This is a genomic window from Streptomyces sp. SID5910, from assembly GCF_009862125.1.
Taxonomy (GTDB): Bacteria; Actinomycetota; Actinomycetes; order Streptomycetales; family Streptomycetaceae; genus Streptomyces.
Map to the genome: position 1 here is coordinate 1 of NZ_WWHX01000743.1, position 15599 is coordinate 15599.

Annotated in this window: 14 protein-coding genes; 9 read left to right on the plus strand and 5 right to left on the minus strand. The window is 72.4% G+C overall.

Annotation, left to right across the window (positions count from 1 at the left end; translation table 11 throughout):
- A partial coding sequence (locus tag GTW67_RS26125) for an RNA polymerase sigma factor (protein ID WP_161167237.1) occupies positions 1–669 on the plus strand: 669 nt, incomplete at its 5' end.
- 155 nt (positions 670–824) lie between these two features.
- Complete coding sequence (locus tag GTW67_RS26130; protein ID WP_161167238.1) at positions 825–1691, plus strand: S1 family peptidase; 867 nt, start codon at positions 825–827, stop codon at positions 1689–1691.
- Between the two features lie 111 nt (positions 1692–1802).
- Here the strand turns inward: GTW67_RS26130 and GTW67_RS26135 are convergent, their stop codons facing one another.
- Entirely contained in the window at positions 1803–2033 is a 231-nt protein-coding gene (locus GTW67_RS26135) for a DUF7455 domain-containing protein (protein ID WP_161167239.1), read from the minus strand.
- Between the two features lie 445 nt (positions 2034–2478).
- On the opposite strand from GTW67_RS26135, the gene GTW67_RS26140 reads away from it, so the two are divergent.
- The 6 genes from GTW67_RS26140 (at position 2479) to GTW67_RS26165 (ending at position 9460) form a co-directional block, all read left to right on the plus strand.
- Positions 2479–4602 carry a DNA gyrase subunit B gene (locus tag GTW67_RS26140; RefSeq protein WP_161167240.1) on the plus strand — a complete coding sequence of 708 codons (2124 nt, stop codon included), beginning with the start codon at positions 2479–2481 and terminating at the stop codon, positions 4600–4602.
- 259 nt (positions 4603–4861) lie between these two features.
- Positions 4862–5410, plus strand: a complete 549-nt coding sequence (locus tag GTW67_RS26145) for a DUF1453 family protein (protein ID WP_161167249.1) — start codon at positions 4862–4864, stop codon at positions 5408–5410.
- Positions 5407–6558, plus strand: coding sequence for a histidine kinase (locus GTW67_RS26150; protein WP_161167241.1), 1152 nt, complete (start codon positions 5407–5409; stop codon positions 6556–6558). The genes GTW67_RS26145 and GTW67_RS26150 overlap by 4 nt, the downstream gene beginning before the upstream one ends.
- Positions 6555–7238, plus strand: a complete 684-nt coding sequence (locus GTW67_RS26155) for a response regulator transcription factor (RefSeq protein ID WP_161167242.1) — start codon at positions 6555–6557, stop codon at positions 7236–7238. The genes GTW67_RS26150 and GTW67_RS26155 overlap by 4 nt, the downstream gene beginning before the upstream one ends.
- A gap of 69 nt (positions 7239–7307) precedes the next feature.
- Entirely contained in the window at positions 7308–7871 is a 564-nt protein-coding gene (locus GTW67_RS26160) for a DUF485 domain-containing protein (protein ID WP_161167243.1), read from the plus strand.
- A complete protein-coding gene (locus GTW67_RS26165) occupies positions 7868–9460 on the plus strand; it encodes a monocarboxylic acid transporter (RefSeq protein ID WP_161167244.1) in 1593 nt (530 codons plus the stop codon). The genes GTW67_RS26160 and GTW67_RS26165 overlap by 4 nt, the downstream gene beginning before the upstream one ends.
- Before the next feature lie 36 nt (positions 9461–9496).
- Here the strand turns inward: GTW67_RS26165 and GTW67_RS26170 are convergent, their stop codons facing one another.
- The 4 genes from GTW67_RS26170 to GTW67_RS26185 all read right to left on the minus strand — a co-directional run bounded on the left by GTW67_RS26170 (position 9497) and on the right by GTW67_RS26185 (position 14232).
- A complete protein-coding gene (locus GTW67_RS26170; protein ID WP_161167245.1) occupies positions 9497–10177 on the minus strand; it encodes a response regulator in 681 nt (226 codons plus the stop codon).
- Complete coding sequence (locus GTW67_RS26175; protein WP_161167246.1) at positions 10174–11844, minus strand: sensor histidine kinase; 1671 nt, start codon at positions 11842–11844, stop codon at positions 10174–10176. Before GTW67_RS26175 ends, GTW67_RS26170 begins: the two co-directional genes overlap by 4 nt.
- Positions 11845–11973: 129 nt before the next feature.
- Entirely contained in the window at positions 11974–12915 is a 942-nt protein-coding gene (locus GTW67_RS26180) for a sucrase ferredoxin (protein WP_161167247.1), read from the minus strand.
- 54 nt (positions 12916–12969) lie between these two features.
- Complete coding sequence (locus GTW67_RS26185; protein WP_161167248.1) at positions 12970–14232, minus strand: citrate synthase; 1263 nt, start codon at positions 14230–14232, stop codon at positions 12970–12972.
- A gap of 113 nt (positions 14233–14345) precedes the next feature.
- On the opposite strand from GTW67_RS26185, the gene GTW67_RS26190 reads away from it, so the two are divergent.
- Entirely contained in the window at positions 14346–15488 is a 1143-nt protein-coding gene (locus GTW67_RS26190; RefSeq protein WP_161163108.1) for a citrate synthase/methylcitrate synthase, read from the plus strand.
- The last annotated feature ends 111 nt before the right edge of the window (positions 15489–15599 follow it).

Below are 15599 nucleotides of genomic sequence, written 5' to 3' on the forward strand. Positions count from 1 at the left end.
TCCAAGCGCTACACCGGCCGCGGCATGCTCTTCCTGGACCTCATCCAGGAGGGCAACCTCGGTCTGATCCGCGCGGTCGAGAAGTTCGACTACACCAAGGGCTACAAGTTCTCCACGTATGCCACCTGGTGGATCCGTCAGGCGATCACCCGCGCGATGGCCGACCAGGCCCGCACCATCCGTATTCCGGTGCACATGGTCGAGGTCATCAACAAGCTCGCGCGCGTCCAGCGCCAGATGCTCCAGGACCTGGGCCGCGAGCCCACCCCGGAGGAGCTGGCCAAGGAACTCGACATGACCCCGGAGAAGGTCATCGAGGTCCAGAAGTACGGCCGCGAGCCCATCTCCCTGCACACCCCGCTGGGCGAGGACGGCGACAGCGAGTTCGGTGACCTCATCGAGGACTCCGAGGCCGTCGTCCCGGCCGACGCCGTCAGCTTCACGCTCCTCCAGGAGCAGCTGCACTCCGTCCTGGACACCCTGTCCGAGCGCGAGGCGGGCGTCGTCTCCATGCGGTTCGGTCTCACCGACGGTCAGCCGAAGACCCTCGACGAGATCGGCAAGGTGTACGGCGTCACGCGCGAGCGCATCCGCCAGATCGAGTCCAAGACCATGTCGAAGCTGCGTCACCCGTCGCGCTCCCAGGTGCTGCGCGACTACCTCGACTAGTCACGGCCGTACGTCCCGCGCAGGCGGGCGTGCGACCGGCACAGGCCCGGTTCCCCCTCTGGGGAGCCGGGCCTTCGTGCTGGCCAGCGGGTGCGAGGCGCGTCCGGGTGGATCACCCTGGGTGTTCCCTGTCCACCCCTCCGTGAGGAGTCTGCATGCGTCGCCTCTTTGCCCGGGCGCTCGCCCGGCCGCTCGTCCTGGCGGCCGCGGCGACCGCGATACCGCTGGCGTCCGCCGCCCCCGCCTCCGCCTCCGCCGCCACCGACAGCATCGTCGTCGGGGGGTTTCCGGTCGACGTGTCCGACAGTCCGTGGACCGTGGCCCTCTCCAGCCGTGACCGGTTCGGCGGTACGCGGGCGGGACAGTTCTGCGGGGGAGTCGCCGTCGGCCCGACCACCGTGCTCACGGCCGCCCACTGCCTCGGCGAGGAGGTCCTCGGATCCCCGCCCGCGCAGGTGCGCGACCTGAAGGTCATCGCGGGCCGCACGGACCTGCTCTCGGACGAGGGGCAGGAGATTCCCGTGCGCGACGTCTGGGTGAACCCGGCGCACGACGACGTCAGCAACGCCGGCGACTTCGCCGTCCTGACCCTCTCCAGCGCGCTCCCCGCCGGCTCGGCCATCGCCATGGCGGCCGAGGGGGACTCCTCGTACGGACCGGACACCCAGGCGCTGGTCTACGGGTGGGGGGACACCTCGGGTGCGGGGGACTACGCCAACGGTCTGCGGGCGTCACGCGTGCGCGTACTGCCCGACACCCTCTGCGCACGGGCGTATCCGGGGGGCGGATACGGAAAGTACCTGTCGGGCACCATGCTGTGTGCCGGGGTGGAAGCCGGCGGGCGCGACGCCTGCCAGGGGGACAGCGGGGGACCGCTGGTCGCCCAGGGGAAACTCATCGGACTCGTGTCCTGGGGGAACGGCTGCGGCCGCCCCGGCAGCCCCGGGGTCTACACGCGGATCTCCGCCGCTCTGCGGACGCTGGGCTGGGACAGGGCCCCGCACCAGCGCCAGAGCGCCTGACGCGCCCTGAAGGCCTCGCCGGACATGAGTACGGGCGGCCGCCTCCGTGTCGGAGGCGGCCGCCCGCTCACCCGGCCAGAAGCCGGTTCGCTCGTCGTTGGGCGCGCAGTGTCAGCGGTCTTCCTCGGGGGAAGACGCGGGAACGGCCGTCAGCCGCTCCGTCTCGTCCTGTATCTCAGCGGCGATCTTCTTGAGTTCCGGCTCGAACTTGCGACCGTGGTGGGCGCAGAAGAGCAGTTCTCCGCCGCTCAGCAGGACGACGCGCAGGTATGCCTGGGCGCCGCAGCGGTCGCAGCGATCAGCGGCCGTCAGCGGGCTCGCGGAAGTCAGAACAGTAGTCACGTCGCCTCTTCTCTAGCTCGACGAGCTGTCGTACCAGGGTCAACATCCAACCAGCCCCAAAACGTTCCCGCTCGTGGCTTTTCCTCGAAAAAACTTCTTCCGAGTGGCCGGCTGTTGCCGGTTGGCGGCGAATGTGCCGTATTGCGTGTCTCTGTGTCGTACGGGTTCGCGCAGTCGGTCAGTGGGTCGGGTCCCGCCGGCTGGGTTGCCGGTTTGTTCATGAGGACGTGCCCGGAGCCTAAATGGTTCATGCCTCGAAGGGAACGTGATGTGTACTTCACTCCATCGAGGGATCGAACAAGCATGCGACCGTGGACTAGGGTGAGTTTTCCGCGAGGGTGGCGTTACACCGGCTCTACCAGGCCTCTGTACCCTCTGACCGGTGAACCGAGCCGCGCCCTTACCCAGCGGGGCCCCATCTGAAATTCAGCGAGGAGCGAACCGCGTGACCGCCGAGACGTCCGTGCCGTCCACTGCGCTGCTGGCAGGAGCAGACCGGGACGGATCCAACTACACCGCGCGGCACCTGCTCGTCCTCGAGGGGCTCGAGGCCGTGCGCAAGCGTCCGGGCATGTACATCGGATCGACCGACAGCCGCGGTCTGATGCACTGCCTCTGGGAGATCATCGACAACTCCGTCGACGAGGCCCTCGGTAATTACTGCGACCACATCGAGGTGATCCTCCACGACGACGCGTCGGTGGAGGTCCGGGACAACGGCCGGGGCATCCCGGTCGACGTCGAGCCCAAGACCGGCCTGTCCGGCGTCGAGGTCGTCATGACCAAGCTGCACGCAGGCGGCAAGTTCGGTGGCGGCTCCTACGCGGCCTCGGGCGGTCTGCACGGCGTCGGCGCCTCCGTGGTGAACGCCCTGTCCGCCCGCCTCGACATCGAGGTGGACCGCGACGGGAACACCCACGCGATCAGCTTCCGGCGCGGAGTCCCGGGCGCCTTCGCCGGAGCCGGCCCGGACGCGAAGTTCGAGGCCAAGAGCGGACTGCGCAAGGCCAAGAAGATCCCCAAGAGCCGCTCCGGCACCCGCGTGCGGTACTGGGCCGACCGGCAGATCTTCCTCAAGGACGCCAAGCTCTCCCTGGACACGCTGCACCAGCGCGCCCGCCAGACCGCGTTCCTGGTGCCCGGCCTGACCATCGTCGTCCGTGACGAGTTCGGCCTCGGCGACGGCGGCAGCAAGGGCGAGGAATCCTTCCGCTTCGACGGCGGCATCAGCGAGTTCTGTGAGTTCCTGGCCAGTGACCGGCCCGTCTGCGACGTCCTCCGCTTCAGCGGGCAGGGCAGCTTCAAGGAGACCGTCCCGGTCCTCGACGAGTACGGGCAGATGACGCCCACCGAGGTCACCCGCGAGCTCGGGGTCGACGTCGCGATGCGCTGGGGCACCGGGTACGACACCACGCTCAGGTCCTTCGTCAACATCATCGCCACCCCCAAGGGCGGCACCCACGTCGCCGGCTTCGAGCAGGCGGTCGCCAAGACGATGAACGAGGCGCTGCGGGCCAAGAAGCTGCTGCGCGTCGCCGAGGACGACATCGTCAAGGACGACGCCCTGGAGGGCCTGACGGCGGTCGTCACGGTCCGTCTCGCCGAGCCGCAGTTCGAGGGGCAGACCAAGGAGGTCCTCGGCACCTCGGCGGCCCGGCGCATCGTGAACAACGTGATCAGCAAGGAACTCAAGGCGTTCCTGACGTCGACCAAGCGCGACGCCGCCCAGCAGGCCCGTGTGGTCATGGAGAAGGCCGTCGCCGCGGCCCGCACCCGCATCGCCGCCCGCCAGCACAAGGACGCCCAGCGCCGCAAGACGGCCCTGGAGTCCTCCTCGCTGCCCGCCAAGCTCGCGGACTGCCGCAGCGACGACGTCGACCGCAGTGAGCTGTTCATCGTCGAGGGAGACTCCGCCCTGGGTACGGCCAAGCTCGCCCGGAACTCCGAGTTCCAGGCCCTGCTGCCGATCCGCGGCAAGATCCTCAACGTCCAGAAGTCGTCCGTGACGGACATGCTGAAGAACGCCGAGTGCGGCGCGATCATCCAGGTCATAGGAGCCGGGTCGGGCCGTACGTTCGACATCGACACGGCCCGGTACGGCAAGATCATCATGATGACCGACGCCGATGTGGACGGCTCCCACATCCGGACGCTGCTGCTGACCCTGTTCCACCGCTACATGCGGCCCATGGTCGAGGCCGGCCGGGTCTTCGCCGCGGTGCCGCCCCTGCACCGCATCGAGCTCACCCAGCCGAAGAAGGGCCAGGACAAGTACGTCTACACGTACTCGGACCGCGAGCTGCGCGACAAGCTCATGGAGTTCCAGACCAAGGGCATCCGGTACAAGGACTCCATCCAGCGGTACAAGGGCCTCGGTGAGATGGACGCCGACCAGCTGGCCGAGACCACCATGGACCCGCGCCGCCGTACGCTGCGCCGGATCAACCTGACCGATCTGGAGTCCGCCGAGCAGGTCTTCGATCTGCTGATGGGCAACGACGTGGCTCCCCGCAAGGAGTTCATCTCCAACTCGGCGGCGACGCTGGACCGGTCGCGGATCGACGCCTAGCCGTACCCTCCGGCCCGGCCCCGGGCCCCGTCTTCTGGACGGGGCCCGGGGCCGTGGTGTGAGCGCCTGGTGGGCGGGGGTCCAGCCAGCGGGGGCCGGCCGGAAGCCTCTCCACCCGCGGGTGGAGTCCCGAGCCGATCGAGGCTCCACCCATGATCCACCCGGGCGCCGATCCCGTGACCTGGCGAGGTGCGTAGCGTCGAAGGCGTCGGTGGTGTCCGCCGCCGGCATCGTCCTTCTCCCGTTCACGGAGGCCGTGATGTCCGGGCTCGTCGATGCGCTCATGATCGTGGCTGTGGCCGGCCTGGTCGTCTTCCGCCAGTTCCGCGCGCACCGGATCGACACCGACAGGCGGTGGTGGGTCGTTCCCGTGGTCCTGGGCGTGATCGCCGTGCGGGAGCCCGGCATGATCGACGCCCATCACCACGTGGCGTCGGTCCTGCTGCTCGCCGCGGAGCTGTGCATAGGCGTGGCCACCGGAGTCGGCTGGGCGTGGACCACCCGCGTATGGGTGGCGGCGGACGGTGCCGTGTGGAGCAGGGGAAGCCGGGCGAGCGTCGCCGTGTGGACCGCCGGCATCGCGCTGCGTGCGGCCCTCTTCGCGGCCGGCGCGGCCCTGGGAGTGCGGCAGGACACCTCCGCACTGCTCCTGGCCCTCGCGGTGACACTCCTCGCCCGCTCCGGGATCCTGGCCCGGCGCGCCCAGGCAGCCGGCCGGGCCGCGACGACCGGTGCGGCGACCGGCGCGGCGACCGACGCTACGCACGGTGACGCCCTGCCCCGCCTCACCCGGAAGGAGCCCGCGTGACGGAGAACGTCTGGACGCGGTGGCCGTCCAAGGAGGCACTCGGGCGCGAGGGCATCTCCGGCCTCCGACGCCTGCTGACCTGGGCCGTCCGCCTGCTGGTGTTCGGCATGCTGCTGTGGGGCACGTTCACCCGCAGTCCGGTGCGAGGATGGGTCGCGGTCGCGGCGGTGGCCGGAGCCCTGGTGACCGTCTGCGCGGCGTGGGCCTTCATCCGGACCACGCTCGAACACCGTCTGTGGCCGTCCCTGGCACTCATGACGGCGATGCTGGCCATGGCGGTCGTCTCCCAGGCCGCCGATTTCCGGATCCCCGCCCTCGTCATCTGGTGCGGCTGCGCCGTCGCCGCGCTGGAGCGGCTGCCCCTCGCGGCCGCGCTCCCCGTGACGGCGGTGGCCCTGGCCTCCTACGCGGCGTTCAACGACGACGAGTGGCTGTCCACCGCGGCCACGATGGCCGGGCTGGCGCTCGCCGGCTACGTGCTGCGGCTGGACGCCGAGGCACGCGGGAACGCGCAGCGGCTGCTGGCGCAGGAGCGGGCGGCACGGGCGGCCGAGGCGGAGTCGGCGGCCCTCGGCGAACGGGCCCGCATCGCGCGGGAGATCCACGACGTGCTGGCACACAGCCTCTCGGCACAGCTGGTGCACCTGGAGGCGGCCAGACTGCTGATCGAAAGAGGCGCGGACCGTGAGGAGATCCTCGAACGGGTCGTTGCGGCACGGGGGATGGCCCGCGACGGACTCTCGGAGACCCGGCAGGCGCTGTCCGCCCTGCGCGGGGACCTGACGCCCCTGGAGGACTTCCTGACCCAGCTCGTCAGCACGGCCGACGGCGCCGAGGTCACCGTCACGGGTGATCGCCGACCGCTGCCGGCCGAGGCGTCGCAGGCGGTGCGCAGGGTCGCCCAGGAGGCCATGACGAACGTCCGGAAGCACGCTCCGGGCGCCAGGGTCCGGGTGCGGCTGGAGTACAGCACCCGCGAAGTGACGCTGGACGTGCGGGACTCGGGCGGGCCGCCGGGCGAACTGGCCGGTGCCGGAGGTGGGTACGGTCTTCTGGGCATGCGGGAGCGTGCCGAGCTGCTGGGCGGGTCGCTGCGGGCAGGTCCGGGCGAGGAGGGGTTCGTGGTGACACTGAAGGTGCCCGTATGACGGAGGAGGTCCGGGGGAAGCCGGCGCGGGTGGTGGTCGCGGACGACCAGACCGTCGTGCGGGAGGGGATCGTCATGCTGCTGGGGCTGCTGCCCGGGGTGGAGGTCGTCGGCGCCGCGGGGGACGGCGAGGAGGCGGTGCGGCTGGTCGCCGAGCTCGCACCGGACGTGGTGCTGATGGACCTGCGGATGCCCCGCTGCGACGGAGTCGAGGCGACCCGGAGGATCCGCGCCGAGCACCCCGGTACCCAGGTCGTCGTCCTCACCACCTTCGGGGACGACGAGTCCCTCTTCCCCGCTCTGAGGGCAGGAGCGCGCGGCTATCTCACCAAGGACGCGGGCGGGGACGAGATCGTCCGGGCGGTGCACAGCGTGCTGTCCGGCGACGCCGGTCTCTCGCCGGCCGTCCAACGGCGCCTGCTGGAGCGCCTGTCGGAACCGGAGCCGGTGCAGGCTCCGCCGGCACAGCCGCCGGACGGGCTCACGGCCCGGGAGACCGAGGTGCTGGCCCTGATCGCCGAGGGGTTCAGCAACCAGGAGATCGCGCGGAGACTGCACGTCTCCACGGCGACGGTGAAGACCCACATCAACAATCTGTTCGGCAAGACGGGAATCAAGGACCGTGCCCAGGCGGTGCGTTACGCGTACAGGAAGGGAATCGTGCGGCCACCAGCGGGATGAGTCACCTGATGGGGTGAAGTGCGTGGGGAAGAAGAGTCGGGGATCTTCCCGTTCTGTCCATCCTTGGGCATGCAGTCAAGCAACGATCGCCCCCGCGACGCCGGGGACGGTCCCGACGTCGCGGTCGACCACCGCGAGCGCCGGGACGGCGCCTTCGCCGAGGAGTCCGCGAGCCCGAGGTACGACGACCCCTGGTACGACGCCCTCGCCTCCGGCTGGGGCGAGCCGGCGGGTGGGGGAGTTCCCGCGGCGGCGGTGCCCCCGATGCGCCGGGAAGCGGCGGAGAAGGCTCCTCGCGGCGCGGCCGACGTGTACCTGGAGGTGCAGCGCAGCGCGGCCTTCCAGGAGGTGCGCAGCCGGTACCGCAGGTTCGTGGGGCCCGCGGTCGCCGCCTTCTTCGTGTGGTACGTCGCCTACGTGGTGACCGCCACGGCGGCGCCCGGACTGATGGCCCGCCCGGTGGCCGGGGCCGTGAACGTGGCGATGCTGGCGGGGCTGGGTCAGTTCCTCACGACCTTCCTGCTCACCTGGGCGTACGCCCGGCACGCTCGACTGCGCAGGGACCGCGCCGCGCTCGAACTGCGCTGGGACACGCAGGAACTGACCCGTGGCGTCCGGGGCGGTGCCTCATGACGGGTGACCACCAGACCCTGTCCCTGCTGCTGTTCAGCACCTTCGTCGCCGTCACCCTGGGGATCACGACATGGGTGAGCCGCCACCGGCAGGGATCGGCGGAGGAGTTCTACGCGGGGGGCCGTCTCTTCACCCCGATGGAAAATGGTTTTGCCATCGCGGGCGACTACATGTCCGCCGCGTCGTTCCTGGGCATCTCCGGCCTCATCGCGCTGTACGGCTACGACGGCATGCTGTACTCGGTGGGCTTCCTGGTCGCCTGGCTCGTCGTGCTGTTCCTGGTCGCCGAACTCGTCCGCAACTGCGGCAGGTTCACCCTCGCGGACGTCGTGGCCGCGCGCATGAGGGAACGGCCGGTGCGGATCGCGGCGGGCACCTCCTCGGTCACCGTGTCCGTGCTGTACCTGGTGGCGCAGATGGTGGGCGCGGGCAGTCTGGTCGCGCTGCTGCTCGGGGGCACGGGCGACGCGGCGCGGACCTGGACCGTGATCGGCGTCGGCGCGCTGATGGTGATCTACGTGTCGTTGGGCGGGATGCGGGCCACCACCTGGATTCAGATCGTGAAGGCGGTGCTGCTGCTCGGCGGCACCGTGGCGCTGACCGCGCTCGTCCTGGTGCGCTTCCACGGCGACGTCGACCGGCTGCTGCGCACGGCGGCCGAGCGCAGCGGCCACGGAGAGGCGTTCCTGGCGCCCGGGCTGGCGTACGGCGGGGACTGGACCTCCCGCTTCGACTTCATCAGCCTCGGACTCGCCCTGGTCCTGGGCACGGCCGGGCTGCCGCACATCCTGTCCCGCTTCTACACCGTGCCCACCGCCCGCGCGGCGCGGCGGTCGGTGGTCTGGTCGATCGGCCTCATCGGCGGCTTCTACCTGATGACCATCGTGCTTGGTTTCGGCGCGGCCGCCGTCGTCGGGCCGGACACCGTGCGAGCGTCGAACGCGGCGGGCAACACCGCGGTGCCGCTGCTGGCGCTCGACCTCGGCGGCGGCGCGGACTCCACCGGGGGCACGGTGCTGTTCGCGGTCGTGGCCGCGGTCGCCTTCGCCACCATCCTCGCGGTGGTCGCCGGGATCACCCTCGCCTCCTCGGCCTCCGTCGCCCACGACCTCTACGCGTCCCTGCGGCGCCGCGGTGCCGAGCCGCGCAGCGAGGTCGCCGTGGCACGCGTCGCCGCCGTCGGCATCGGGGCCGTCGCCATCGCCCTCGGCCTGCTCGCCCGCGACCTCAACGTGGCGTTCTTGGTGGGGCTCGCCTTCGCGGTCGCCGCGTCCGCCAATCTGCCGGTGCTGCTGTACGCCCTGTTCTGGCGCCGCTTCACCACCCGCGGCGCCGTGTGGGCGGTCTACGGCGGGCTGATCCCGGCCGTGGTGCTCGTGCTGCTGTCGCCGGTGGTGTCGGGCAGCCCGCAGTCGCTGTTCCCGGGCGCCGACTTCCAGTGCTTCCCGCTGCAGAACCCCGGTCTCGTCTCGATCCCGCTGGGCTTCGTCGCGGGCTGGCTCGGCACGGTCACCTCCACGGAGATCCCCGACGAGGCCCGGCATGCCGAGACGGAGGTGCGGGCGCTGACGGGGGCCGGGGCGGTGTAGGCCGAAGGCGGTCACATCCGCCGTCGGCCGGGCCTCTCAGGCGCGGGTGGCCCACTCGTAGCGGTGTTCCGGGCGGCCGGCGTCACCGTACTTGAGGGTCAGCCTGGCCCGTCCCGTGCGCTCCAGGAGCTTCAGATAGCGCTGGGCGGTCTGGCGGCTCACCCCGGTCCGCTCCGCGATCTCCTGGGCGGACAGCGGCCCGTCGGCGTTCATCAGGCACTGGCGCACCAGTTCGGCGGTGGTGGGGGAGTGCCCCTTGGGCAGCCCCGGCTCCGAGGGCGCCGACAGCGCGCCGAAGATGCGGTCCACCTCCGCCTGCTCGGCCTCGCCACCGCCGTCGAGGGTGCGACGCAGCTCCGCGTAGGCCTCCAGTTTGGCGCGCAGGCCCGCGTAGGCGAACGGCTTGACGAGGTACTGGAGGGCCCCCTGGCGCATCGCCGCCTGGACGGTCGACACGTCCCGCGCCGCCGTCACCATGATCACGTCGGTCTGGTGACCGCGCCGCCGCATCTCCTGGACGACCTCCAGACCGGTCCGGTCGGGCAGGTAGTGGTCCAGCAGGATCAGGTCCAGGCGGGGCAGGGCTTCCACCCGGTGCAGCGCCTCGGCCGCGCTGTGCGCCTCGCCGGCCACGTGGAAGCCCGGCACCTTCTCGACGTAGGCGGCGTTGACCTGAGCGACCCGCGTGTCGTCGTCCACGACCAGGACCTCGATCATCGGGACTCCTCCTCGGCGGCGGTGTGCACGGGGGCGGTGAGCGCGGGCTCCGGGTCCGCCTCGGTCAGTGCCTCGGGCAGGACGATGACGAACTCCGCGCCCCCGCCGTGCGCCGCGCGGACGACGGCACTGCCGCCCTGCCGCTCCGCGAGCCTGCGCACCAGGGGGAGCCCGATGCCGCGCCGGCGGTGCGCGGGCGGTTCCTTGGTGGACCACCCTTCCGTGAACACCAGCTCGCGGTGCTCCCGGGGCACACCCGGCCCCGTGTCGCGCACGGTGAGCGTCACGGCGCGGCCCTCCGCGCGCAGTTCGACCTCCACGCGCGCGTGGAGGGTGCCCGCCACGGCGTCCAGCGCGTTGTCGACCAGGTTGCCGACGATCGTGACGAGGCCCCTCGGGTCGACCAGGCGGTCCGGCAGCCGTGTCCGGTCCGACACCCACAGGGCGACCTGGCGCTCGGCCGCGACGGTCGCCTTGCCGACCAGCAGGGCGGCGAGCAGCGGGTCCCGGATGCGTTCGGTGATCTGCTCCGCGGTGGCCCGGTGGTCGCCGACCACCTCGCCGACGAACTCCACGGCGTCGTCGTACATCTCCAGTTCGAGCAGCCCCAGCAGTGTGTGCATGCGGTTGGCGTGCTCGTGGTCCTGCGCGCGCAGGGCGTCGATCAGACCGCGTGTCGAGTCCAGCTCCCGGCCGAGCTGCTCCAGCTCGGTGCGGTCGCGCAGGGTGGCCACGGCGCCGCCGTCGTCGGTGGGCATCCGGTTGGCGACCAGGACCCGCTGGCCGCGCACGGTCAGCAGGTCGGTACCGGTCACCCGCCCGGCCAGGACGTCGGCGGTGCGGCCCGCGCCGAGCGCCGCGTCGGGGGAGCGGCCCACGGCCTCCGTGCCGATGCCCAGCAGGCGTTGCGCCTCGTCGTTCAGGAGCCGGACCCGGCCGCCGCGGTCCAGGGCGACGACGCCCTCCCGGATGCCGTGCAGCATGGCCTCGCGCTCGGCGAGCAGCCCCGCGATGTCCGAGAAGGCCAGGTCCCGCGTCTGCCGCTGGACCCGGCGCGCGATCAGCCAGGCGGCCAGCGCGCCGACGGCCAGGGCGCCCCCGGCGTAGGCGAGCAGCCCGGGAATGGCGTGGATCAGCCGGGCCCGGACGCTGTCGTACGCGATGCCCACCGAGACCGCCCCGACGATGTCGCCGTCGCTGTCGCGCAGGGGGACCTTGCCGCGCGCGGAGCGGCCCAGGGTGCCGTCGTCGATCTCCATGACCTCACGGCCGGCCAGGGACTGCCCGGGGTCGGTGGACACGACCGAGCCGATCCGCGTCGGGTCGGTGTGCGACCAGCGCACCCCCTGCCGGTCCATGACGACGACGTACTCCGCCTTGGTCGCCTCGCGGATCCGCTCCGTCTCCCGCTGCACCGGGCCGCCCGCCGTCGGCGGCGTGTCGTGCACGTCCCGCGCGATCCCCGGCTGCTGGGCGGTGGTCTGCGCGATCGCGAGGGCCCGGCGCATCGCCTGGTCGTCCAGCTGATCGCCGAGGGGTGCCAGGAACAGCCCGGTCGCGAGCACCGCGACTCCCGCGGCGATCGCCAGCTGCATCAGCAGCACCTGGGAGAACATGCGCCGCGGCAGACCGAGGCGCAGGCGGCGAACGGGGGGAGTGGAGCTCATACCCATGACGGTACGTGGGGGCCGCGGCATGCCGTGGCGGGGTGTGGTGCGGATCTCGTGGACGGGCCCTCGCGAGAGCTGCCCGGTGAGCGGACGGCCAGAAGGGCCCGGCGTTCCGCGCCCCCGGCCTCAGCTCGCCAGGGCCGTCACTGTCAGCTCACGGACCGCCGTGACCTCCATCCGGGCGGGCGAGCCGAGCACCGAGGCCCCGCAGCTCTCCGGGCGGGCCGGCAGCGACGCGCCCTGCGCGACGGTGACCCGCCAGTGCCGCCCGTCGGCGTGGGCGACGGTCACCTCCCAGCGCGGGGCGCAGCCGTCGGTGCGGACGACGCCCAGCACCTGCGCGGCGTCCTCGCCCAGTGCCGAGCGCACGGCCAGTTCGGCGGCCTGGCCGGGGCGGTCCCACGCGGAGTTCCCGCGGCAGTTGTCCACCACGATCCGGCCGTCCCGGACGCCGTGCAGGATGCCCCGGACGTCGTCGGCGCGGACCCTGCCGTACGCGTACCCGTACGGCAGTACGAGCACCGTCGGTGAAAAACGGTGCCCGCCGAGGTGGGTGACCTCCCAGACGCCCTCCAGGCCGGAGGCGGCGAGTTCGGCCGCCAGGGGACGGCCGAGGAGGGCGCAGCAGCGGTCGCGCTTGCCGTTGGTGCAGACGAGGACGAGCGGATCGCCGGTGTGGGGGCCGCCCGCGAGCGCCGTGTCGAAGGAGCGGTGGTCGCCCCTGCCGAGCGCGGCGAAGTCCAGGTCGAGCAGCCGGCGGGGGTCCGTGAGGACGGCGCCGCGCACCCACGCGTCGCCCGGCGTGGTGTGGGCCACGTACACCCGGCGGTCCGCGGCGGTGTGGCGGTCCGCGTGGCGGCCGGGGCGGCGGATCAGCGCGATGCGTACGCCCGTCCCCTTCACGGCCGCCTCCAAGGCGCGGCCCAGCGTGGGATCCAGGTGGCTCGAAGTGAGCGCCTTCGCGCCCCAGGGGCCCGGCTGCTCCAGCAGCAGCCAGGTCCTCGCGACCGGTGCCGTCCCGGAAACGGGCTCGTCGAGGTCCCGGGAGACGGTTGAGCACGTACTCACAGAGGTGAGCCTAACCTGACTTGGCTCTTGGTGGCTTCCAGCCGCGCTCGTGAGCTACTCCGGCAGGGGTTGCGGCGGCCTCGGACCCGAGTACAGACCACTGGGCCGCATGCGCAGCGGGCGTTCGCCGTACTCCTCCAGCGCGTGCGCGATCCAGCCCGCCGTACGGGCCACCGCGAAGACGGTCTCGCCGGCGGTGACGGGCATGCCGGACGAGACGGTGAACACGGCGAGGGCCAGGTCGACGTTGGCGTGCAGGGGGGTGTGGCGGGCGGTGGTGGCCACCACGTCGCGGGCCGCGGCGAGGGCGGGCGCGGCCCCGGGCACGTCCTCCAGAAGGCTGAACACGGCACGCGCGCGCGGGTCCTCGCCGGGGTAGAGCCGGTGGCCGAGACCCGGGATGCGGCGGCCGGCCCGCAGCTCCTCCGCGATCACCGGTGCCGCGCTGCCCTGGTCGAGCACCTCCAGCAGCATCCGGTGGGCGAGCCCGGCGGCCGCGCCGTGCAACGGGCCCTCGATCACGCCGAGCCCGGCGGACACGGCCGCGTACGCGTGGGCCCGCGCCGACGCGGCGACCCGCACGGCGAGGGTGGAGGCGGCCAGGTCGTGGTCGACGAGCAGGGAGAGCGCGGTGTCGAGGACGTGCAGCGACGCCTCGTCGGCGGGGCGCCCGCTGAGCCGCGTCCACAGACGGTGGGCGAGCGGTCCCCGGTCGGCGTGCTCGCGCAGTACGGGCGGCAGGGCGGCGACCAGGGTGGGGATGAGGACGCGGGCGGTGCCCAGCACGGCGTCCTCGGACAGGTCGAAGCGCAGCGGGTCCGCGGCCGCGGCGGCGATGGCCGCGACGCGCAGCCGGTCGGCGGGGCCGGCGTGCTCGGGCAGGGCGTCGACGGCCCGGCGGGCGACGGCCACCGACTCCTCCGGCGCGGTGAAGGAGACGCCGGGGCGCAGCCGCCCCGTCCACAGCCACTCGGCGACCTCCTCGTAGCTGTGGCGCGAGGCGAGGTCCACGGCGTCGACGCCCCGGTAGTAGTACCGGTCCTTCTCGATGAGTGTGATCCGGGTGCGGACCGCCAGCTCCTGTCCGGAGGTCTGGACGGTGCCGGTCTCGCGCCGGTTGCGGCGGGCGAGCGCCTGCACCTCCTTGGCGTCGAAGGTGCTGCCCCGGCCGCCGGGCGCGCGCCGGCTGCCGAGCTGGCCGCGACTGACGTACGCGTACACGGTCTCGGGTTTCACGCCCAGCAGCTCGGCGGCCTCCCGGGTGGTCAGACGCCCCTCGGGGGCGGCGGCGGGCCCGCCGGGTTCTTGATCGCGCATGGGGGTCACCGTATCGATCCTCCGGGCCGGGGTCGTGTCTTACATTGACTCGATCAATATTGACAGGCAGACAGTCAACTATAGACAGTTGGAGTGGATTCAGGGAGGCAAGCATGTCTGTCAACGTGCCGCGAGGACTCGCGGGAGTCGTGGTCACCGACACCCAGGTCGGTGACGTCAGGGGTCTTGAGGGCTTCTACCACTACCGGCAGTACTCGGCCGTCGAACTGGCGCGGACGCGCACCTTCGAGGACGTCTGGCATCTCCTGGTCGACGGCGAACTGCCGGAAGCGCGGCGCGGTGCCGCCTTCGCCGCCGAGACCGCGGCGCTGCGACGGCTGCCCGACGAGGTGAAGGCCGCGCTGCCCGCCATCGCGGCGGCCGGCGGACGCTCCGGCCCGCTCGCCGGCATGCGCACGGCATTGTCCCTGCTGGGCGCGGCCGAGGGCTTCCGGCCGGTGTACGACCTCGACGCCGGCCGGCGCCGCCAGGACACCCTCGCGGCCGCCGCGGCCGTACCGACGCTCCTCACCGCGCTGCACCGGCTCGGGCGGGGACTCGAACCCGTGGAGCCGCGCGAGGACCTTCCGTACGCGGCGAACTACCTGTACATGCTGACCGGCACGGAGCCGGACGAGCGGCGCACGCGGGCGGTCGAGCAGTACCTCATCTCCACCATTGATCACGGCTTCAACGCGTCGACGTTCACCGCGCGCGTCATCGCCTCGACGGGTGCGGACGTGGCGGCCTGCCTCGCCGGAGCCGTGGCGGCACTCTCCGGACCGCTGCACGGCGGGGCGCCGAGCCGGGCGCTGGACACCCTGGACGCGATCGGCACGCCCGACCGCATCGACCCCTGGATCCGTGAACGGGTGCTCGCCGGCGACCGCATCATGGGCTTCGGCCACGCGGTCTACCGCACGGAGGACCCCCGCTCCCGGCTGCTCCGCGAGGTGGCGCAGGGCTTCGGCGGCCCGCGCGTGGAGTTCGCGGTCGAGGTGGAGCGCCAGGTGGAGGCGATCCTCGCGGAGCTGAAGCCCGGGCGGGAACTGCACACGAACGTCGAGTTCTACGCGGGCGTCGTCATGGAGCTGTGCGGTCTGCCGCGCGAGATGTTCACGCCGACGTTCGCGGCGGCACGGGTGGTGGGCTGGAGCGCGAACATCCTGGAACAGGCGGGGGACTCGAAGATCATCCGCCCGGCGGCCCGGTACGTGGGCCCGCACGCGCCGGTCGGTGTGCCCGCGGTGGCCTGAAACGCGAGCGGTCCGAGGAACACGAGTGGCCTGGTGCCGTTCGGGCGCCAGGCCGGGTCGACGTCAGGCGTCGGCGGGCAGCTCCCGCTCCAGCGCCTCGGTGGCCTCGGA

Excerpts from the sequence above, each read along its gene's own strand:
- GTW67_RS26130 (WP_161167238.1), top strand. The coding sequence starts at position 825 with ATGCGTCGCCTCTTTGCCCGGGCGCTCGCCCGGCCGCTCGTCCTGGCG.
- GTW67_RS26145 (WP_161167249.1), top strand. The coding sequence starts at position 4,862 with ATGTCCGGGCTCGTCGATGCGCTCATGATCGTGGCTGTGGCCGGCCTG.
- GTW67_RS26155 (WP_161167242.1), top strand. The coding sequence starts at position 6,555 with ATGACGGAGGAGGTCCGGGGGAAGCCGGCGCGGGTGGTGGTCGCGGAC.
- GTW67_RS26160 (WP_161167243.1), top strand. The coding sequence starts at position 7,308 with ATGCAGTCAAGCAACGATCGCCCCCGCGACGCCGGGGACGGTCCCGAC.
- GTW67_RS26165 (WP_161167244.1), top strand. The coding sequence starts at position 7,868 with ATGACGGGTGACCACCAGACCCTGTCCCTGCTGCTGTTCAGCACCTTC.
- GTW67_RS26170 (WP_161167245.1), bottom strand. The coding sequence starts at position 10,177 with ATGATCGAGGTCCTGGTCGTGGACGACGACACGCGGGTCGCTCAGGTC.
- GTW67_RS26175 (WP_161167246.1), bottom strand. The coding sequence starts at position 11,844 with ATGAGCTCCACTCCCCCCGTTCGCCGCCTGCGCCTCGGTCTGCCGCGG.
- GTW67_RS26185 (WP_161167248.1), bottom strand. The coding sequence starts at position 14,232 with ATGCGCGATCAAGAACCCGGCGGGCCCGCCGCCGCCCCCGAGGGGCGT.
- GTW67_RS26190 (WP_161163108.1), top strand. The coding sequence starts at position 14,346 with ATGTCTGTCAACGTGCCGCGAGGACTCGCGGGAGTCGTGGTCACCGAC.